Origin of the sequence: Geobacillus sp. C56-T2 (assembly GCF_007829715.1) — a bacterium.
GTDB lineage: Bacteria > Bacillota > Bacilli > Bacillales > Anoxybacillaceae > Geobacillus > Geobacillus icigianus.
Genome location: NZ_VJWB01000001.1, coordinates 1,984,580 through 2,006,021 on the forward strand (window position 1 = coordinate 1,984,580; position 21,442 = coordinate 2,006,021).

A 21,442-nucleotide genomic window follows, 5' to 3' on the forward strand; every position below is an offset into this window, starting at 1 on the left:
TCGCCCTTGAAACAATGGTCGATCGCCTTGCCGAAGACCACGCAAACGCCCGCCTGCTTGCGAACGGGCTGGCGGCCATTCCCGGCTTGTCCGTCGATGTCGATGGAGTCGAAACGAACATCGTCCTTTGCCATATTCACGACACTGGGCTTTCGAACGAAGCGTTTCTCGCCCTTTTGAAAGCGGCCGGCATCTTGGCCAGCCCGTTTGATGACGGCGTCATTCGCTTCGTCACCCACCGGGAAATCACCGCCGATCTAGTGCAAACCGCACTCGAACGAATCAAGCGGCAATTGTCCTAACAGATTCAGCGAATAGGTATGAGTTTTCATCCTTCCCGATTTGGAAACACTTTTTGAACACTATATTTCTTTTTTCTGAAAGGCAATAGATGTTGTAAAATATCGTTTTCCTTTACAGTCCTTTCTAAACAGAAAACGACCCGGATCGCCTATGGCTTTCGGGTCGTTTTCGTTATTCTCCGTCCGTGCTTTCTGTCAACGTTCGCTTCGCGGTGCCGCAAACACCCAACAGCGGCTGCCGATGAAATTCACCGCCATGCCCATGACCGTGGCCGCACCTTTCGCGAGCCAAAGCGGGCCGAGCCGTTCGGCCGCCAACAAGACGACAAGCGACACCCCGAGCGACAGCCCGTTGACGGCAAGAAACCGAAACAGTTCCCTGATATTCGCCTTTTGCTTCATTTGAAACGTCCAGCGCCGGTTCCAAACGTAGCTGTTTGCCACCCCGGCGCCGTAAGAACCGACTTGCGCCACGGCCGCAGGAACGCCTGCGGCGGTGAGTAGAAAAAAGACAGCGAAGTCGACCGCCGTATTGCCCACCCCGACGACGGCAAACCGCCATATGGCTTGTTTTTCTTTACGGAATGTAGGAAGGCTTTCGTTCATGTCTCGTTCCGACTCCCCATGTTTCATTGACAATATACAGAGGCCGCTCTTTCACTTCATCGTAAATGCGGCCGATGTATTCACCGGTAATCCCAAGCATCGTCATCGTCACTCCGTTGCAAAACAACATGACCATCAACAGCGATGCCCATCCGGCCACGGTCGAATGGGTGAACCACTTCAAGTACAATACCGCCATCATGCCGACTGCACTTGCCGCCGACAAAGCAAACCCAAGCCAGCTCGCCAATTTGAGCGGCTTATGCGAAAAAGACGTAATGCCGTCTAACGAAAAACGAATCATCTTTTTCAGTGGATACTTTGTCTCCCCAGCCAGCCGCGGCTCTCGCTCGTATTCCACCGCTATGTGCCGAAAACCGACCCAGCTGACAAGCCCGCGAACAAAACGATTTCGCTCCCGCATATAGCGTAACTGATTACACACTTTCCGGTCAATGAGACGGAAATCGCCGGTATCAGCGGGAATGTCGATCTCGGTCGCCGCCCGCAGCAAGCGGTAGAACACATATGCTGTCCATCGTTTGAACAACGTCTCCCCCTTCCGCTTGACGCGCCGAGCATAGACAACATCATACCCTTCTTTCCATCGCGCGATCATGTCCAAAATCAGTTCAGGAGGATCTTGCAAGTCGGCGTCAATGATGATGACAGCTTGGCCAGAGGCATAATCCATTCCTGCTGTAATCGCGATTTGATGACCGAAATTGCGGGAGAAGTCAATGTACTTCACCGTTTCATCTTTCACGGCCAGTTCCCTCAAAATATCGAGCGTCCCATCGGTGCTGCCGTCATTCACAAACAACAATTCATACGGCTCACTCGTTTGCTCCATCACCGTTTTCAGCCGTTGGTACGTCTCACGGATCACGAGCGCTTCATTATAGACAGGAATAATGACAGAATAGGTCGCCATTGATTTCCCTCCTTGCTTCCCCTATAGTTTTCTTCAGCTACGAACACCCTCGCCAATTTTGCCACCGGCTGCTTTACGTTTTCCTCTATGGATTTCTTCGGCTACGAAGCAGATCACGCGCCAATGATCGGCTTGAATCAGCTTCAATTATTTTAATGGAGAATCCCATAAAAAACGCTTTTCTACGAATGTCCTAGTTTTCAAAAACAGCGATGGATGTCGGCTGTTTTTCTCGAGCCCTTTATCCGTTATATACGTAGAGCGTCATTTCTCTGCGCTCCATTCCACCGTTTAAGGCCTTTTCTCCGCCACTCCATTCTGAAAATGGAACTTCTTTGCAATGTGTTTGAATCCATTGAACAAGCTCCTGATTTCCTCGCCCTTCACCGGAAAGGAGAAAATACTTCACCTCACCGTTGCGAGCCATTTCCTCTAGCTTCTTCGGGGTCAGTACGGGATCCGTTCCGCCGAATCCGCCCATCGCCATCACCGCTCGATCGGTGTGAAGCATCAACTCCGCCGCTTCGGTCGCGCGGATGGTGGCCGCTAAATATTTGGCTTTACCCGCATGCTGCTCCAAATACGACACTAACGCTGTCAACGAGCGCGAAGTTTGCCACCGCCCCGCTCCATCGCCGGGTTGGCCCGTCTCTCCTCTCAGCGAACGCTCCTCTTGTCCATCCGGCATCGCGGCTGTCGGCATGGGCGCGCCTCTATCTCGTTGTAAATCTGGTCCAGCGTATGGAATCGTGCTGTTTGTCCCATATAGCACTGGCGTCAGCGACCAATAGGCTGGCAATGCCAGCACGCCAATGAGCGCCGCTCGATAGACGATCCGCCTCCCATGCTCGCGGCCTTCCATCGCGAACCAAAGGCAAACCATTGCAAGCCCGTAAAATCCGACAGCGAGCGGCCATACTGGGGAGAACGAACTACGGTACTGCCAAGCTGTCCATCCTTCAAACGCATACGTCGCCACCAAGGCGGCCGGGAACAACCATCTCGTCCACCGTTCGCTGGACGCCAACATCGCTCCACCCGCTCCCACTAATACCGCTATAGCCGGCGCCAGCATACTTAAATAATAGCGGTGATAAAATCCGGCAATGCTAAAAAATACGAGCATCGGACCAAGCCAAGCGAACCAAAAGAGCAAGAATTGATGAAACGCGGTCATCTGCCGGCGTCGCCATACGTCTATTTCCAAACCGATCGCTACGACAGCCGCAAACGGCAACAGCCAGCTCGCCTGCCCAGCAAGCGGCAGCTGAAACAAACGAAAGACACCCGGGTCACCAATCTCGCCGCTACCAATACCACCCATCCCACCTCTAGGTACAGACGGCGGACTTTGCAGTTGACTGCCCATCGTTGGCGGCGCCCCTTCTGACCCACCCGGAAACGCCGTTCCCGCTTTGCCGTTGAACGGTGGCTTGTCATCAACAGGTGGCTGCGCGTTGCCGTTAACATCCGCCTTCCCCTTTCCGCCACCCGGTCCAGCTTCCCCGGTCAATCGCTCAATTCCGTTATATCCAAGCGCCAACTCTAACACAGAATTCGTCTGACTGCCCCCGATATACGGACGCTTGTCAGCAGGAATCAGCGCCACCGCAGCCGCATACGAAAGCGAAACCGAAAGCAGCACGATCGTCGCCAACAGCAAATGTCCGGCCCGTTTTTTCCACGGCACCCGCCCAGCGAGCCAGTAAAATAAGTAAAACGCCGGGAGCACCATGTACGCCTGCAACATTTTCATATTGAACCCGATGCCGACGACCGCAAAACTGCCAACCAGCCACGTCCATCGTTGCGTCATCACCGCTTTCATCAGCATCCAAGTCGCAAAGAGCAATGTGAACACCAAAACGGCATCAATATTGTTCGTCCGCGCCACAGCGACGAACGCCGGGGTGCAAGAAAAGGCGAAACTTGCCCACCGCGCCGCTGTCTGTCCGGCCCACGGCCGGACGATGACATAAATCATCCATGTGGACGCGATCCCCGCCGCCGCTTCCGGAAGCAAAACACTCCAATCATTAACGCCAAACAGCTTCACGCTGAGCGCCTGCAACCAAAGAGCGACTGGGGGCTTATCAACGGTAATAAATCCCTCTGGGTCGAGGGCGGCAAAGAAAAACGCCTTCCAGCTTGCTGCCATGCTTTTCGCTGCTGCCGTGTAATAGACGTTAGAACCGCTGTTTCCTATTTGATAGAGATGCAAAAAAGCCGACCAGACCATGATCGCGATAATCCATCCGTCCAATTTCCATTGTTTTTTCTTCATGTACTCTCCCTTTCCCTCGTTTTCTTTTTTCCTACTAAGGGGGAAAAGCAGCGATGCCCCTTAACTGACGTCAGATGACATGAAACGAGAAGCCGATCCCACCCAAGGTTTCTTCATTTAAAAAACAAGGGGGTGATACAACACGCTTCTTATCATCACCCGTCTTCTATGGTTACGTTACATAGTGTTGGTGAAAGTTTGGTGAAAAAATGAAACGAGTGGACTAGATTTTCATTTTCCCGATGCCGGCCATGTGCTATGATCAGAGGTAAAGGAGGTGAAACTCATGGAAGGCGAAACGATCGTGCAGCAAATTCTAAAGGCGCTTGACTTGCATTCCGATCAACTCCGTCAACAAATGAAGGAAATGGAAGAGCGATTGCGCGCCGAAATCCAAGATACAGAAAACCGATTACGTACTGAACTTCAAGAAACAGAAGACCGATTGCGCGCAGAGATTCAGGATACCGAAAATCGGCTGTATACCAAAATTCGAGAGACGGAAGACCGGTTGCACCAAAAACTTTTGGATTTGGAAAAGCGCACGGATGCTCGATTTGAGCGCTTGGAAACGAAAATGAACTATTGGCGCCTTGAATGGTCGGAAACGCAGGAAACGGTTGACTTCCTCGCCCGCAAAACTCTCCAACATGAACGAAAACTCCGTTCCCGGGCTGAACAAAACGAAATCTCCTGAAAACTGAAAAAGAAACAAGCCAACCGGCCGCCAGCATGTTTTTTGCTTGACGGCCGGTTGGGCTTTTGTCTCGTGCTTGCCAAATTTTTTTGGACAGACAACCGCCTTGACCGATCATCGTTATGTCAAACAGCGGCCAATGTTGCGGGGCGTTCTTCTTATTCGTTTCCTTGCTGCTTGGCGATGTCCGCGCCGGAAAACGCCGCTTTCATCGCTTCATACGACGGCTTCAGCCGCTCGTGGTAGCGCGGCGTCTCCCACGTCGGCCACGTGTACGTGTAAAACTGCCGAGCCGGCAGCACATTCCCTTCCAGCGCCGGGAACGAAAATGAGCGCTCCCCGTTGGCGATGTACAAGCCGAGGCGGATGCCAGGGATGATCTTTCGGCTTTTTAGACCTTCTTTTGACCAGATGTCACCCATCACCTCGCGCCGGCTTGGATCAGTGACATTCAACAGCGCCCACGGCAGGCGAATTTCATACATATCACCGCGGCGGCTCACGCTGAGATCGGCAAGCGAGTCATAGGCCGCATCGGCCGGGTTGGCGGTGCCGAAGCGAAGCACCCCGGTCTCATACGAATCAAACGGCACGGCCTTGCCATCGGCTTCCTCGAGCTTTTTATTCAGCGTCAACCGAATCGGATGATATACTCCGTTATCTTTGCGATGGGCGTACGGCGCCATCGGCATCATGTGCAGCTGATGGCCGTAATGATAAGAAAACGTGTCATAGTAGCTGTCGACAAGCAGCCGGGCGCGCTGCTTTCCATGGATGACTAAAGCAAAGTCAATCCCCGACGTGCGCACGCCGGAAAGGCCCGGGAGGCGCGATTGCCCTTGGCCTGGAATCGTATCAAACGCAATGTACGTCGTCGTTTCATCGGTGATGCGCGCACCGTCAAGCCGCACGTACAAATACCCTTCATCGCTCGTGACATACAGCGCCCGCTCTCCGTCCGACCATACGGGATCGATTCCATTGAACGTCCAATCGTCTTTCCGCCCATCGACTTGGATCATCGCCGCTGCGCTCGGCCCCGGGTCGAAGCGAAGCAGGCCGAAATGTTGCTCGTTCGTTTGTGCGTTCAGCCAAAATGGGCGGCGGTCTGGATTGTCATACTCCATCGTATTCCACGTTCGTTTAAACCACTCATCTTGCCACGAAAACAACAGCCCGCCGGCCATTCGCTCATGAACGATATCTTCAAACAACTTCCGGTCGATCATCCCTTGTTCATGTTCCGACAGAAACCCTTGGTGTTTGCCGTGCACGTTTCGGTGCGCCATGCCGCGCGACGAAGGAACACCGAACTCGGCGACGAGAATCGGCATCCGGTGAGCGGCCTTCATCTCATGCAAGTAGCCGGCATAGCTGTTATGCTCGCCGCGCGAGTCGACATAGCGGATATACGTTTCTTCTCTGTTCAAAAAATCCGGATAATACGGATAAATATGATACGAAGCGAACTATCCGGCGTGCAGCTTGTCGGTGGCGTACATGACATTCGGATTGACGGAAACAAGATCTTCTTTGACAAACGGCTCGGCCGGATGACGAAGGAAATCGGTCGTCACCCAGTTGGTGAAACTCACGGGCCGCTGCCACCCATACGTTTCCGTCTCATAGCCGACCGCTTCGTCGACCGCACGCGCGAGCCACGCTTCAAACGGGCTTGCTCCCTTCGTATACACATATGTCCCGCGGTAATCCCCTGATCCGCGATGGGCTTTGTTCGTGGCGGCAACAACGTCCGGATCCCATTCGACGCCGAAAATCCACCCGAGGACATAAGGGGAAAGGTCATATCGGTACACTCCCCCAGCGTGGCCCGGCCGCTTTGGAATGTTGGCGTTGCCGTGGATGATGTCGATCGTGCGGCGAATCTCGGCGCGAAACGCCCCGTCCACCGCGGGGGACCAAACATCTTTGATCCGAAGCATCATCGCTTCATCGATCCAAACGCCGTGAAACAAATAGAGCGGCTGCTTGGCGGTTTGATTGTATTCGTAGAGCGCTTCGTAAAACGCCGGCGGATGGATCGTATAGACGCGGATGGCGTTCGCCCCCATCGCCCCGATATACTGAAGCCAGCGGAAGTATTCTTCCTTCGTGATTTTCGCCTCGCCCGGAAACGCGCCGGGTTTGCTGATGCCGAGGTTGACGCCTTTGATGAGCAATGGCTCCCACCGACCGCGGCGGTATACTTGCAGATCGTCGCGCCCGACCGTCCCCGCCAAGCGGATGCCGTCCTGCTCCGCCGTTTCTGTAGCGGCAGGCCGCTTCTTCTCCTCTTGATACGTTTTGATTTCTTGCAAAATGGCTTTCATCATCGGCACGTACACTTTCCAATAAAACGCCGTCTCATCATCCGGGCGGCTGCTCGCCGTCCACTTGCGCCATCGATCGAATCCAACCGTTTGGTAAATCGATGGCACACTGCCTTGATCGGCGTAATCGCCGCAAAAGTAGTACGACTGGTACGTGCGCGTCTCATAGCGGACAACGGCCGGAAACGAAACCGGAACCCCGATGGCGCGCAGCTTCTCGTTCCCGCGTTTGGAAAGCGACAATGTATAGGTCGCCAACACATCGTCCGGATCAAGCGGCTGGACGATGTCAAACCAGTACGAATAAGGAACGCGCTCGTGTTGACCCCACCGCGCTTTCCCCGCTTTCGTATACGAAAACACGACGCCATCGCCGCCAAGATCGCGCCGGTCCAAAACGATCAACCGATCCCGTTCATCCACGAGCACAATTCCCGGACCGCGAAACGCAAACGGCGTCCCATATTGTTGTTCGTAGTTCTCCCTGACCCACGCCGGCACTTCCCGGCTGGATAAATCGGGAAAATAACGCCCGATCCACCCCGTCCAATGCAAGCCGAACAGCGATTCAAACGACGCGCGCACCTCCTGCGCTGTCGGGTGGGCCATCGAGTTGAATTCGGCGATCAACGTGTTTCCCCCTTCCCGGGCGAACCGCCAAAGCGCCTTCACCGTCTCGCCATCCAGACCGCCGTGCACTTTCGCCGACCGCGCCCCGTCCGTCCGCTGGCGAACAAATTCTTCTTCATAGACACCGTACGTGTCAGCGACATACACGGCATCATAGCGAGCCATCGTGTTCGGAAGCGGACGCACTTCGTATGCCTCGCCGCCCTTTGGCACAAATCCGACATAATCGCGCGCCGCATCATACGTCTCACCGTTCCGGTGCACGTACTTTTGCGCCCGGAGCAGCCAAACAAGCCCTTGGTGCTCCCGGTACGACCGATCCGGCACCGTGTCATCGACAATGAGCAGCTCAAGCTCCGTTTCCGGCTTCAGCCACCAAAGCCAATACGGCGCCGACAGAAGCAGCACCGCCAAGACAATATACACATAAAGCCAGCGGAACGCCCTTTTCTCCATCTTCCCACTCTCCCTCACACCCGGTATCTTCCTTATAACAAAAGGAGCGCTTGTCCGGCAAGAACAAACAGGCATTTCTACCCAAAAAAGAAAAGAAACGCAGGGTCGTTCGTCCTCCCCCACTCGCAGAACGCGCCCCATGTCCGATCCCCAACACCGAAACAGGCCTCTCTGGGCTTGAGAAAACGAGTCCGTCCATCACTCACATCCACACCCTCGCCGATCAAGGATGCGAGACTGAACGCAAGGCGAGGACAAGCAGATCTGGCTCCCGAACCGCTTTGACCGCGCCCGCTAACCCCACTTATTGAAAAAACCGCGATGACAACGCCAGCCTCTCCCGCTCCGTCACCGGCTTCCGATGCAGCCATCTAACCGAGGCACGAAGTCGGCCTACATCATTACCGTCAGATTCCCGCTCCGCCACCGGCTCTCGCCGCGGCCATCCAACACGAAAAGGCAAGCTCCCGACAAAAGCCTGCCTTTTCGTCATGACCATCTATCGATTCGGTTCGTATACATCCCACATCCATTTGATCGACTCGACGATTTGCTCGGCCGCCTGTTCGGCCTCAAGCTCATTCAGCACCACGCGGGAATGATGGAGGGCGTAAGCTGACTGCCGCTGGAAAAACAGCTGCTCTACCTCTTCCAATGTTTTATTTTTCAAGACCGGCCGGCTGTCGACAATGAGCGGCAGGCGCTCTTCTTTCCATTGATCCCATGACAAGTCAAGGAAAAAGACGATCCCATGAGCGAGGCACGCGCGCCGCACCTCCTCCTGCAAATACGCGCCGCCGCCAAGCGATAAAATTTTCAACCTTGTTTTCGTGCATAAATCGATGATCACCTCGCGTTCCACCTTGCGAAAGTACGCTTCCCCTTTTTGCGCGAAGATCTCCGGAATCGACATCCCGTGCCGCCGCTCGATTTCCGCGTCGACATCGATAAAATCGCGGTACAGCTTTTTCGCCACCAGCTGCCCGATCGTCGTTTTTCCCGCCCCCATAAAGCCGATCAAAATGATGTTTCGCTCGCGGAGCGGGATGGCGGTTTGCCTGTTCATGATGAACTCCCCTTTCTCCTTCAGCCAGCAACTCATCGTCTTCCCGTATGCAACAACAAATCAACGGCTATATTGTTGCAATACCGACAGCACCGTCCGCACGTCTTCGATCGGGATTTGCCCTGGAGCGGAGCTTTGTTGGCCGACGGCGAACGTAACCGCCGAACCAAACAGCCATCCGACAAGCCGCGTCATCGCGCCTAATCCCCCCATCGACATCGTAATGAGCGGAATGGAAAGCTCCCGCCGCGCCAGCTGCGTCGCCTCGAGCAATACAAGCACATCTTCCGGCGACGACGGCATGACCGCCACTTTCGCTATATCCGCACCGCTCTGGGCGGCTCGACGCATCATGTCCACCAGCACCTCTTCCGGCGGCGTACCATCGAAATGGTGGCTCGAGACAACAAGCCGCACCCCGCACTCATAAGCGACGCGGCGCACGTCGGCGATGCGCTCCCCGTAAGCGAGTTCGCAGTCAATAAGATCGATGGCTCCGCTTTCACACACCGCTTTCATTAATTGCTGCTTTTCCTCCTCATCAAGCGGAATCGGCTGCCCTCCTTCCCGCTCCGAACGGATGGTAAACAAAACGGGAATGTCCCCCGCCACATGCCGCAGCTCGTTCGCTACGGCCAACACGCGCTCCAGATCGCCGATGTGATGAAAAAAATCGGCCCGCCATTCGATCAAATCGGGCTTCTTTTGGCAAACCTCCTCCGCCTCGCGCAGCACCTGCTCTGCATCCGCCCCGACAACCGGCGCGCAAAGGCATGGTTTGTCGCCGCCAATGATGACATTTCTAACTTTGATCACGTTCGCTGAAATCCCCATTCATCGCTCCCCCATTCATCACCTTGCCCAATCTAACACGGCGGCCAGCCGTCGAAAAGGCCAACTTCCGCAAACGAAGATCGTCCGCTCATCACCAACCGTCTGGCCATGCGTCACCCAATCGGTCATTCACCAATTGCTTGATCGCCAACACGGTGATATGTCATCTTTCCTTCATCATAAGCCAGCTCCTGCCCGTTGCGCAAGCCGAACATCCCCGCACAATGACACAACAGCCATTCAGCCAAACAAAAAACACCCAGGAAAACGGCAACATCGCCCTTCCTAGGTGTTCCATAGACCAAACCGCCGAAAAATGCGCTATCCTTTTCCAAGCAACCACGGCGGGATGGCCGACTCAGATCCTCTCCGCGAGGCCCAATTCTTTCAACTTGACTGTTGAACAGATTAAACAAGGTCTCGCAGGAATGTTGTTTCAATCCTCTCGGCGAGGCCCAATTCTTTCAACAGCTCTTCGTAAATCGTTCGATAACCTGTTCGATGCCAGTTTCAATCCTCTCCGCGAGGCCCAATTCTTTCAACAGCACCTTTATTTTACCATCGATTCTCTAAGGCGGCAAGAGGCCATTTTGCACACCCCTCACACCCCCTCAAATCATAAAAATTGATTATGTCAACTTGTATAGATGACCGAAATTGCCAAACGTTCAAACTATTGATCTATCAATACCATGTTTCGCAAATCGAAAGAAAAAGGAGCTTGCACACCCCTGCCGTTTTTGCGACTGTTTTGGGGTGTGCAATGAACGCATATGGTTTTACTCCCCCGTTTAAGCCTATTTTCTATTAAATCCCAAGTTTCCTTCTGACCGGTGACCCGCGAGTCTAGTCATTGTAGGGCAGCGGCCTATCTTCGGTTGCCAAGGGCAATACTTCCCGATACGTACGATCTCGCTCGCTTTTTCTATCCTTAGGTACTTTCTTATTGTTGCTAAACCACTTATATCCATCCTCTCCCGATCCATTAGATGGATAATGAATTGGACTACGTTTTGGCTTTGGAGTTAGAATCGCTTTTAAGTCAGCGACTTGAACAATGTTATCAAACGGCTTGTCGAAAGCGCGCTCCATTTCTTGCTTAAATCGCTCAATGAAACGAGCAACGTCGGTTCGACGGTCAGTCTCCCCATGTGCCGTCGACTGCTCATTCGAATCGAAAGACCAGTTCATATATTTCGCTTTCAAATCTTCTATGCATAAGCGGTCAATCTCTATTTTCACATGCCCATATCCAAGCGGTTTCGCATAACCTAGCCGATGAACCATTCTTTGTTCGAGTTGAAGGGTCCAAAGAAGCGCGCCAAGTTCAACAGCCGTCAAATCGCGAAATCGAATTTCAAAAACAAATTCGCTTCCAGCCTCTACAACGTCCACTGCGCTAATATTCAAATGTGTTCCCTCTTGTTCTTTCCATTTTGGTTTGTCGTGATGTGCCAAATACATTTTTCGCCCTCGAATAGTCGCTTTCTTTGGTCCTTCATCATAACCACGCTTGAAATCTCTTACTTTTTCAATAGGAGCTTCGGGCGAAGCAGGACGCAAGTACATCGGAATAGCGGTGGGCTTCGGTGTCCCTAGCACCGGAAACGTCGTTGAGAACGTGCCGCGCAATGTTTGAATGACCGCATCGCTTATATACACTCTTGACTTTAAAGCGACATCCTCATTTCCCTCTTTTCGGTTTTTGACCCAACCAAACAGGCGAGTGGCCGGGCATAAATCCTGAAGTGATTGAGGCGGCCGCACATGCTCCGGAAGCAAATCAAGCACCGATGTTTGATATTGGCGCCGGGAAATCATGACCGGATACAAAGCTCTCACTGCTGTTTGTTGTTCGTCCAGATCAGCATATACAAGATCTCCTTCTCTCAGTCGCGGATCTTCGTCAATATGCCGGCTCTTTTGAAGATTCCCTTTCGACTCTTTTCCGTTATTCACCTCTTTATAGTTTTGCAACAGCCGTTCATAGCTCTGCCGGACATCTTCAGAAAGAGGAAAAACGTTTTTTCCAAACGGATATCCGCCTTTCGACTTCAACATAGATTCATCTGCACAGAAAAAGAAGCGTTCATCATGTTTTCTATTTATATTAAGGCCTGAACAGTAATAATACCCTTCGACCGCTTTAGACGGGTCACTTAGTTGATTGGGGGCTTCTGCCAATTCAAGCACATTCCAAAAGAAAAAACCTTTTCGACGAATCGGTTGCTCAGAAAGAATAGCATACACTTTGCTTCCATGGGAAACTCCTTTCGGAATCTTCACAATCGAACGTTGATGATAAGGAGATTCGTTGCTCGGAGTCCAATGTTTGCTGTACCGCAAAACCCATGCCGCATACGACAAGCGATTCCCCAAACGTATATCTTTTTTCCCGACGTATCCAGTCATCAGCTTGACCATCCATTGTCCGTCACCATTCCGGAACACGCGCGCCGGAACGACACGCGCACCCATCGTGGAATCTCCACGGTAAAAAAGCGGCTCATTTTCCTTCGCTTCGTTTAATACCGTATACGTTGAATTCGTGACCGCTTCGAAAACAGACCGGATCATGCCGCGTAATGAGCTGCCGGGAATGACATGACGGCCATGTGATTTAAAAAACTCGTACGTTTCATGGTTTTGGTTTGTCTTCGACACTATATTTCCTTTTATAAACAGCGGAGAAAGAGTCTTCAGCCGGCAAACAATTACACCCGTGTAACCGTTCAGCTCCAGCAATCTCGGAGCCGGCCCCCTCGCCAGCTCCGTTTCTTGCTTCGCCGGAGGGGACCAACGAACAAAATTGTATGGATTGTAAAATCCCTTGGGCGCCAGTGATTTCCAACTATTTTTTTTCATCAATCCTTCCTCCCTTCGATCATAACGGCTGTGTAATCGGCTTGTCCTCCCAAATCGCTTGCAGCACAATGCCAAGGAAATAGGACAGCGCAACTTGAAACAATAATAGGTACAACATATTGTTTTCCGCTAACCTCTCGATGAACCCCCAAAAGCTTTCTATTTTTCCGAACTCTTCTTCTCCCAATAACATATAGCCACTAAATGGAATGAGTAAACTAGCGATGAGAAAAGTCCATGCCAATCCTCGGCCAAAAATAACCCTTGCTCGTTTCCACGCCCAAAACCCTAAAAAGTTTTTAATCTCTAGACTTAAATATCCATATGCCAATAAAAGCAATAAAACAGAAAATAAAACAATAATTAGTTGCGCTATAATATGATCCTTGACTACATTTCGATACCACTCGTACAATTCTCCCGTCAACAAAACGGGGAGAAAGCCAACCAGAATCGATGACAAAAGTCTCGGCAACAGATGAATATTTATCCTATCTCCTCTATTCTTGGTGACCTTCACCAGTTTCAAGCACTCAGGCACATTATACCTAGGCAAAAGACAGCCGTTGATCACTTTGGAAATACACTTTTTTTCGCTTTGATCCATCTGATCTGGACCTCTATAGTTCATATACTTCTCAAGGATATGAACTACAATATCATCAAATTCGAAATGTGTCTTGCCGAGAATCGCCGCAAACACTTCCCTTGTATAAGAAGGCAAATCATATCGGTAAAACGCTTCTTCCGATAAGTATTCACAAAAATGTTCAAACTCTTTTCGATATTCATTTTCAATATTTTGCCGAAGCTGATCATAATCTCTCATTTCTTCACGTTGTAACAATGTATGCAAAATATGCATGCGCACAAAATAGCCGAACAAATTGAGATGCTTGCGCTCATTATCAGATATTCGCGAGACCCGAATAGGGTCAGCTAAAATATGGGTCATTTGAAGAAGCTTTTGCAATAACAATAGGCGAACAATATCGTTTGAACACTGCTCCAATTCTTCTTTCACTTTTGTTTCGATCGTTTCTTTGTACTTATCCCAAAAACGGGAACTATTTATATTTTTCCCCACTTCTATTTTATTTTCCGACACCTCCAAATCAAATGCTGTTTCCTCACTAAAATAATGTATCAACAACCCTTTAATAATTGGAAACTGTTCGTCACCTTTACAAATTCTTCTCTCTTGCTCCATCCATTCGACTGCGGGTTCCTGGAGATGATCTGGAAGATCAAAATAGTATATAAACTCTTTTCCTTTCTCTGTTTCTACAATCCCCACCCGATAGTCAAAGTTTTTTCCTTGTCTATTTTTGACCTCTTCTCTTTTAAACACCCAATCCAATCCCATGCTTATTCACCCTACCATACAAGTTCGTTGTCAATCCATCTACCTCGATTTGAAAAGCTCCATATACACACGACCGATAGTCGAAAGTTTAAACTCTCCCTCACTAACATCTATAAAGCTATTGATAAAACCAACAAAAATTTCAGCTACTTCAGATGGAAGTGAGAGATCACAATAAAGAATACTATCAATGTTCTTCCATACCTCTTTTGGAGTCGAACCATATTCCCCTTTTTCAATGTCATTCAATATACTCAATATCGTAGATACGATACTTTCATTTGCTCCTAATAGATGATTCAACGTAGGAATCCTCGGAATTTTTACAAGCGCGTCTTTCCCTTTTACAATGGCTTCTTCAAATACGTAGTACATATCCAACCCGTAGAACGAAGCGATATGGGTCACTAAAGGGATAAAGTTTTTATAGCCGCCGGTAATGTTGAGCCACTGGTTGTCCGTATCGTTCACATCGATTCTGTCCTTTAGATGGCGAATGAAATTAGGCAAACCTTCTTCGGCAAACACTTGGATGTCTTCCATTTGGAAACGTTCAATTCGTACTCGTTCTATATTTTCCCGCCTAAATCCGATGTCTTCGAACATCTTTTCAATCACGCACGCGCTGAGATGCGCTTGCACGGTATCCGAGACAAAGAGCACAAGACGCACGTCGCTAAATGGGCTCTCCGCCGATGGGACAAGACAATCAACCATAGCCATCGTACTCGACACCTCAGCCGGCATGAGCCGCCACGTTTCTGCTGTCCAGTTCGGCCATGAATGCTGCTTTATTTGCTGCTTATACGCGTCCACAATCTTCTGTATATAATGGCTAAATTTATCATCGATTTTTTGATACATATTGTTTCGTTGTGGATCTTCAGACCGGTAGGAAAGAAGATCTTGATTATAGCGAGTAAAAACTTTCATTTGGTCGCTGGTGGGTTCGACATACACCGGATTTTTTCTTTCATACTTATCCCAAGGCAAGTTTCTTAGTCGTGTCTTTTCCATCGTTGATGTTCCCACGGTGCAAAAAATCGTTTTCATCATTCATCGCCCCGTTACTCCACAAAGCATATACCCCGTTCCACCAATCCCATCCGTAAATGCATATTCCCTCACTAACACCCGTACCTTTCCATCCGCAACATCTTCCTCCCTATTGCCCATTAAAGCAGTCAACGAGCGCACAAATATTTCTTTTGGCTCCTCATAGAGAGATGACACATTCATTGTTTCCACTTCCCCCCTAGAAGGAGTTGAAAGGGTTGTCGTCGGCTGCAATGATGCAAGCAAACAGCGATAGACGCTTCCTTCCTTTTCATATCGCCATTCGACCGATGATGAGAACACTCGCCCCGCCAAATCCAGACCGTTCTTGTCAAACGGAGGCAAATCTTCAACCCGATCCAGCCGTTTATACTCGAGATGTTCACGCAGCCACCACCATGTTCCCTCCATTGTCGTCAGTTCATGGAATTGCCGTTCCATTTCGTCTAGCTGCAATGTAAAAGAGTAAAGATTCACGACGCTTCCCCTCCATTGAGCAAACGCTGCCACATCGGCATGACACGAACAGCCAACGATTGTACATCGGAAAAATGATAGATAGAATACAAGTCGCCGCTTAGCGTGGCGTGTTCAAATACCCCCAATCCCTTCCACTGTTCTTCCAATTCCTTACTATACATATGAAGGTCTAGCGATGAAACCAAGACTTCTAGACGCCCATAACCGGAAGCCGCCTTCGCTCCAATGGTGATATCGCCTGCCTGCCAATCCCGCAACAGCAAACAAAGCCAAGCGATTTGCCATAACTCCGGATTTTTCAATCGAATGGTTGTCAACGCTGTTCCCGATACGAGCGGTTTCGTGACAAAAAGGGCGCCTGTTTCGCTTCCGCCACGGAAACGGTCAATGGCTACATGACAGCGCTTCTCATCTGTCGGATTTTGAAAATACGCATCATCCACCGTCAATCGTCCACGAAACTGAACATGACCAAACAACTGGCTCACATAGTCTAGCTTCTCATACGAGCAACCGTTCTCTTTAGCCGCTTGCTTCTGTTTTTTAGGAAACAAATGATAAAACACCTTTTCTGTATGAGCGCGCAACGCTCCTTTCATAGAGCCGCCGGGAAGATAATATACCTCTTGACCGTTCACTTTGCATGTGACCGGAACGACTTCATTATCGTCCCTCTCCTCGGGCGCCTGTACCAACAGGGGAGAAGATGGCTGGAGTTGAATGGTAACAACCAGCTCAGCCATCATCATTCTCCATGTCCCTCTCGTCCTGTTCATTCATTTTGTCCTCCTTGTATCTTCTTGATGATCTCGTCTTTCCATTCTTCAAACGTTTTTCCGTTTTGATGTCTTCCTGTAAGCAAAAAGTTTATATACGCTTTCTTCCCTTCAGGTTGGGCAAAGGAGTAGGTGTACAACGATACTTTCTCAAGCTTTACCGCACCCAATCCGCGCGAAATATTGCCACCCAGCTGAACGCGTCCTGAGACAAAATGAAGAAGGGCAATAAATAGCAACTTTTCGTCTTGCTTACTCAGCTGTTTTCCTTCTAGATGAAAAGAAAAACGAAGCCCACGGTTCGCTACTTCATAGTCGTATTTCGCCCCATCTTTCGCCGTCCCAGTGTCCCGATCAATGGCTACGCTATGACGAATGGTCGTGTTCTTGTTCTCGCTCGTCGTGTTGCCTTCCGTTTCCTGCAAATACGAATCGGCCACTACTAATTTTGACGCTCGAAACTGTGAACCGTACAGCTGACAAACAGGACAAACGTGCTCATCAATCAACTCATTGATCTCGCTTTCCCGTTGTTGCTGAATCAACTGCTCGATTTGGGCGCGGAGCTGATCCGCTTTCTCTCCTTTGTTGCAGTCACTGTCGGCTAAAAAACAGACAGGAACACGAGGTTGATCGATCACGAGATGATGGAACTGCTCGGAAAGCGTCCGCATCACTCCCTTTAGTGAAGAGCCGGGAATGTAAGGGCGGCCTTGGGCGTCTTTGATCACTGCCGCATCCGTGTCATCTGCCATTTGTCCTGAACCGATATGCAATCCGCTCTGCAATTCAAGCGTTCCCTCAATAAAGACATAATCATATTTGACTGATGTCGTTTCGATTGCCGTCATGCTCCTGCTTTTCCCCCTTTATTTCTTCTTCCAGCTTCAACAAATGCGCCAAAAACGGCCAAAAATAGCGCGAAGCAACGTGCAAATGGCGAGACAGTTCGTCATCGGCAAAGCTTTGTTCGATAGCTTCAGCAAACGTTTCGTATTTTCCAACTGTTTCCCAATACTTAGCAACAGAACGCCTGCTCTTTTCTTTCATCCATTTTTGCGGATCGGATATTAAGTAAGGAAAACGCTCAGCCAGCGAATAAAAATACGATGAAGTTCCATACTCCGTTCCTTTGAATTCATCGTGGATTCGCCGAGCTAGCCGATACATGTCTTTAGCAATGATACGCTGTCGTCGAATTTGCTCAATCGCATTCACAGATCACACCTCCTCTGTACAAACATGGAAAGAATCGCACACGCGCAAACGCCCGAATCCTTCATGAATCCGTTTCCCGATCCGGCTTTGTTCAAGCCGCTCCAACTGTTCTATCCAAAAATCTTCACTCTCCCGACCGGAGACGATATACAAATAGCTGCTCCCGGCTTTGACCGCAATTTGTTCATCGAGCGCTACGTTCCATTTTTGGTTCCAACCATACACCCGGCGCAACTCAACGTGTCGGTACACAAGCTTCACCCCGGGAAATTCCACCCCTGTCAGCTCCGTAAGCAGTTCAGGAGTGAGATCCGCGCGAAAACGAAACCAACGATCCACAAACACCCCGTCAGATAACATGGTGAGAGAGAACGCCTTTTCTTCGGCCCCAATGATCCCCATCTCGCGACAACGTTCCTGAAACCGGTAAAACCTCTCCCGCAAAGGAGGGGAATGTTCCTCAGCGCTTTCCCTATATGTCATCACCTTCACTTCCCCATATCCTGACGTGCGCTTCGCCCCGACACGCAGCGGATGCTCCTTCAACCACTCCATCATTTCCTCAAACTCCGCTTTGTCATCGACCGGCACATGAATTTTCCCTTCAAACGACTGATCAATATCAAGCGTTTGTTCAAAAAACAGTTTCCCTTTGACAATCGTTTGGGTAACGGGCAAAATAGCGACATGGCCTGACTGAATTTTGCGCAATGGTTGAGCCGGACGATCGAATTCCTCATTCACCCATTGACCGTAGGAGGTGTAAACCGACTGACAACGCTGACACGTCAACTCGGTTTCCACGAATTCTTCGTTCGCTTCGCATCGTTTCAACGTTCGGTAATAAAGAAGCAAACTGTCCTTTACCCCATGGCCATGTCCCTCATCATCCTTAAACCCAGGAAACTGCTTGCACGTAATCGCGGTCAACGGCAACCGCTGACGTCCCTCAGGGGAAAAGTCGTCAAACCAATACCTATCCATAAACTTTTCCGAGATGAGGTGGGAATACGCTTTTTCGCTACGACTTGGATTCCGTCGTTTGTACGCTTCAATCCACGCCCCACGGATAGATGTTCCAGGAATATATTCCAATGATTGATAAACAGATGAACCTTCGCTCGCTGGCCGATTCGACAATAAAAGCGGACTCGTGGCCGTAATGCGAACATGATAGCAAACGCGCTCTTTCGTCACGATAACCCTCCTAGCGATTCTAAAATCGGCTCTTTCCACAGCTTGTCATCGTCGAGGGCTTGTCCATTGATGATTAATCGTTCAATCGTTACTGTACAAGCGCCGTTGCCTGCTCTTCTTCTGCCACCGACAGCTCTTACTGATTGGATCGCCAAAAGAAGCCACACCAACTTCTTCGGAATGTCCGTTGTCGATTCTTCTCCCTCGATCACTCCTGAAACCATTCCTTCCCACGTCGGCCACGCCTGCGCCATCTCGTAGGTAAACAAGTGATCTTGTTTGGCGACCCGCCTTGAGCGAACAAGCTGGTTCCCGGTTTTCGTGCTAAACAGAAACTGACTATCCACGCCCCGACGTTCTTCTTCGATGATGCGCCACGGGGAAAAATAGACGCTTCCTTGCCTCTTGACAGATCCAAACAAATCTTCCTCCGCTTCGTGAGGAATGTTCAATAAACGCGACAATTCCCGAAAACGGTCGCGGACGATCCCCTTTACTGTATGACCGAGAATGAGCGGCATCCGTTTTCCCCCTATCGTGTCGTGATGGGACAGGGTTCGACGGTCAATAATGCCAATGACCCCTTCTCCTGTGCCAATATGGAACGGAGAGCAAAAGCGAATAGTCAAATGGACAGTAAACGTTAGCATCCATTTCCCCCCTTTTCGCCAACAAGAACATTTTCCGCTTCGTCAATAAACGGATAAATCTCTAAAAAGTCAAGCAGTGGGCTCGCATACACTCCTTCTTCTTTTTGATACCAAAACGATGGAAATATCCCTTGCCCAACCAAACTGTACAATTGCCGCAACGATTGTTTATGAAAATCACTCAAGTTCATAAACAGTTTTTGAAAATAATACTCTCCTTCCCACCGTTCCATAAAATGAAGATGGTATAACTGTTTCATTTTTGAACTTGGGAAGCGGGGGCGATGCCGCTTCACTTGGGCGACAAGCTGACGCAACGACTTCCAAGTCGCTAAGTCGAAGGGACGAACCGTTAGTTCATAATCGATGTCTTCCTCGTTCTTTTTCAACTGTTCTTGGCGAATGGTGGCTAGATCGGGATTGGAGGACATCGATACAACCATATAATCAATCGTCGCCAGTCTCTCTAGAGAACTCTCTCCTTGCAAACGACGTTCATAATGTTTCTTTTTCGCCGACTTCAGCAACTGTTCCGCAAATGGCACCAAATATTTTATTGGAAACGACGACTTGGCAATGGCTACGCCGGCAGACATTGTCAAACACTCCGCCTGGCCGTCTATTAGTTTGTTAGCATACACCCCAAACGCTTCTATAAACTTCTCAGCAAACGTCATCGCTTTGGTGGCTGGAACAATAACAATTAAGTCATCCCCCGCCGCCAAAACAAACTCCACCGGCAAAACCGATGCTTCGGACGGCTGTCCTTTCTGCTCATCTTCATCCTCATTAGCAAGCTTCGGCAATTGACCGCGGGGATACAACTGTGTAATTGTCTCGACAAGCGCTCGGTCGATAGCGTTTTGCAACCCAATGCTAAATTGTTGATAGCTTTCTACCGTTTGCAAAGTTTGCAATACTTTATTCATGCGGTTGCCATCCATATAAATGAGGCCGATGTGGCCGCTCTGATCCGCTTGACCAATCACGGACAGCTGTTTTGGGAACTCCCAGTTTTCCCCATAGAAAGCACGCAACTGTTTCACAACGGAGGAACGGCTCAAGCAACTTTGATAACGTTCATAATATTGATCGAAAGCTCGCTTGATTAAAGAAGCGGGGCCGACTTTGACAAACGATTCTCCTTGTTGAGCCCGCAAGGAATAGTAAGCTTCGGTCACTTCTTTGATTTCATAAAAATGCTGGTTCACCGCCTCCACGGCATCCGTCTCTTGATGACGGCAACGATGAAAAATGCCGAGATGGAACGATTGGCCAGCAGTCAGAGGCGACTGTTTTTTCAAGCGCAGCAAAAATTCTCCCTTGGCCACGCATTTGTAATAGTGATTTGTATCAATTTCCACCACTTCCCAAGATAAAGAAGCGGTCCGCGTCCATTTCTTGTACGCCTTGGCGATCTCCTCGCCACAACGGATCGCGTCCTCGCGCGAGACGAACTCGACTTTTCCCGCCCCACCGCCGAGGTAAACAATGCGAAACCGTTCGTGCTCATCCTTGGAAAAATCATCAGGCAGCCCGAAAGATTGATAGATAATGCGCCGGGAGACGTCCCGGTTTAAGTAGTCAAGAAGGCGGCTGGCTCCCCGCACTTCTTTCAGCTTTGATGACGCGAATACGTAATCTTTAATTTTGTCTGTGTCCAGCAACAGCAAAAATCGATACCGCTCCATTGGC

At 50.1% G+C, this 21,442-nt stretch carries 18 protein-coding genes and 1 pseudogene; 2 read left to right on the forward strand and 17 right to left on the reverse strand.

The window, feature by feature from the left end:
• Window positions 1–14: 14 nt before the first annotated feature.
• Window positions 15–302, forward strand: a complete 288-nt coding sequence (locus GC56T2_RS18370; RefSeq protein WP_370454575.1) for a hypothetical protein — start codon at window positions 15–17, stop codon at window positions 300–302.
• Window positions 303–497: 195 nt separating this feature from the next.
• Here GC56T2_RS18370 and GC56T2_RS09830 read toward each other — a convergent pair whose 3' ends face one another.
• The 3 genes from GC56T2_RS09830 to GC56T2_RS09840 form a co-directional block, all read right to left on the reverse strand.
• Complete coding sequence (locus tag GC56T2_RS09830; protein WP_144974854.1) at window positions 498–908, reverse strand: GtrA family protein; 411 nt, start codon at window positions 906–908, stop codon at window positions 498–500.
• Window positions 880–1,842: a glycosyltransferase family 2 protein gene (locus GC56T2_RS09835; protein WP_144974856.1), complete on the reverse strand. Its 963-nt coding sequence runs from the start codon at window positions 1,840–1,842 to the stop codon at window positions 880–882. The genes GC56T2_RS09830 and GC56T2_RS09835 overlap by 29 nt, the downstream gene beginning before the upstream one ends.
• Window positions 1,843–2,083: 241 nt before the next feature.
• A complete protein-coding gene (locus GC56T2_RS09840) occupies window positions 2,084–4,126 on the reverse strand; it encodes a glycosyltransferase family 39 protein (RefSeq protein ID WP_144974858.1) in 2,043 nt (680 codons plus the stop codon).
• Between the two features lie 286 nt (window positions 4,127–4,412).
• Here GC56T2_RS09840 and GC56T2_RS09845 point away from each other — a divergent pair, with 286 nt between their 5' ends.
• Window positions 4,413–4,823 (forward strand): hypothetical protein, encoded by a 411-nt coding sequence (locus GC56T2_RS09845; protein WP_144974860.1) that lies wholly within the window; start codon window positions 4,413–4,415, stop codon window positions 4,821–4,823.
• A gap of 158 nt (window positions 4,824–4,981) precedes the next feature.
• Here GC56T2_RS09845 and GC56T2_RS09850 read toward each other — a convergent pair.
• The 14 genes and pseudogenes from GC56T2_RS09850 to GC56T2_RS09920 form a co-directional block, all read right to left on the reverse strand.
• Window positions 4,982–8,239: pseudogene (locus GC56T2_RS09850) on the reverse strand (hypothetical protein).
• A gap of 499 nt (window positions 8,240–8,738) precedes the next feature.
• On the reverse strand, window positions 8,739–9,305 hold the full coding sequence (locus GC56T2_RS09855; protein WP_144974862.1) for a shikimate kinase: 567 nt from the start codon (window positions 9,303–9,305) through the stop codon (window positions 8,739–8,741).
• 60 nt (window positions 9,306–9,365) lie between these two features.
• Window positions 9,366–10,139: a type I 3-dehydroquinate dehydratase gene (gene aroD / locus GC56T2_RS09860; RefSeq protein ID WP_144974864.1), complete on the reverse strand. Its 774-nt coding sequence runs from the start codon at window positions 10,137–10,139 to the stop codon at window positions 9,366–9,368.
• A gap of 125 nt (window positions 10,140–10,264) precedes the next feature.
• Window positions 10,265–10,579, reverse strand: coding sequence for a hypothetical protein (locus GC56T2_RS09865; RefSeq protein WP_144974866.1), 315 nt, complete (start codon window positions 10,577–10,579; stop codon window positions 10,265–10,267).
• Window positions 10,580–10,985: 406 nt separating this feature from the next.
• Complete coding sequence (locus tag GC56T2_RS09875; RefSeq protein ID WP_144974868.1) at window positions 10,986–13,004, reverse strand: TIGR03986 family type III CRISPR-associated RAMP protein; 2,019 nt, start codon at window positions 13,002–13,004, stop codon at window positions 10,986–10,988.
• A gap of 19 nt (window positions 13,005–13,023) precedes the next feature.
• Window positions 13,024–14,370, reverse strand: coding sequence for a hypothetical protein (locus GC56T2_RS09880; RefSeq protein ID WP_144974870.1), 1,347 nt, complete (start codon window positions 14,368–14,370; stop codon window positions 13,024–13,026).
• A gap of 39 nt (window positions 14,371–14,409) precedes the next feature.
• Window positions 14,410–15,426, reverse strand: coding sequence for a hypothetical protein (locus GC56T2_RS09885; protein ID WP_144974872.1), 1,017 nt, complete (start codon window positions 15,424–15,426; stop codon window positions 14,410–14,412).
• Window positions 15,427–15,867: a hypothetical protein gene (locus GC56T2_RS09890; RefSeq protein ID WP_144974874.1), complete on the reverse strand. Its 441-nt coding sequence runs from the start codon at window positions 15,865–15,867 to the stop codon at window positions 15,427–15,429.
• 32 nt (window positions 15,868–15,899) lie between these two features.
• Entirely contained in the window at window positions 15,900–16,682 is a 783-nt protein-coding gene (locus GC56T2_RS09895; RefSeq protein ID WP_144974876.1) for an RAMP superfamily CRISPR-associated protein, read from the reverse strand.
• On the reverse strand, window positions 16,679–17,533 hold the full coding sequence (gene csx7, locus GC56T2_RS09900; protein WP_144974878.1) for a type III CRISPR-associated RAMP protein Csx7: 855 nt from the start codon (window positions 17,531–17,533) through the stop codon (window positions 16,679–16,681). Before csx7 ends, GC56T2_RS09895 begins: the two co-directional genes overlap by 4 nt.
• On the reverse strand, window positions 17,499–17,900 hold the full coding sequence (locus GC56T2_RS09905; protein ID WP_144974881.1) for a hypothetical protein: 402 nt from the start codon (window positions 17,898–17,900) through the stop codon (window positions 17,499–17,501). Before GC56T2_RS09905 ends, csx7 begins: the two co-directional genes overlap by 35 nt.
• Window positions 17,901–17,903: 3 nt before the next feature.
• On the reverse strand, window positions 17,904–19,097 hold the full coding sequence (locus tag GC56T2_RS09910) for an RAMP superfamily CRISPR-associated protein (protein ID WP_172706261.1): 1,194 nt from the start codon (window positions 19,095–19,097) through the stop codon (window positions 17,904–17,906).
• The gene (locus GC56T2_RS09915; RefSeq protein ID WP_144974885.1) at window positions 19,094–19,747 is read right to left on the reverse strand and encodes an RAMP superfamily CRISPR-associated protein; all 654 of its coding nucleotides are present in this window, start codon (window positions 19,745–19,747) and stop codon (window positions 19,094–19,096) included. The genes GC56T2_RS09910 and GC56T2_RS09915 overlap by 4 nt, the downstream gene beginning before the upstream one ends.
• Window positions 19,741–21,438 carry a Cas10/Cmr2 second palm domain-containing protein gene (locus GC56T2_RS09920; protein WP_144974887.1) on the reverse strand — a complete coding sequence of 566 codons (1,698 nt, stop codon included), beginning with the start codon at window positions 21,436–21,438 and terminating at the stop codon, window positions 19,741–19,743. The genes GC56T2_RS09915 and GC56T2_RS09920 overlap by 7 nt, the downstream gene beginning before the upstream one ends.
• Window positions 21,439–21,442 lie beyond the last annotated feature (4 nt).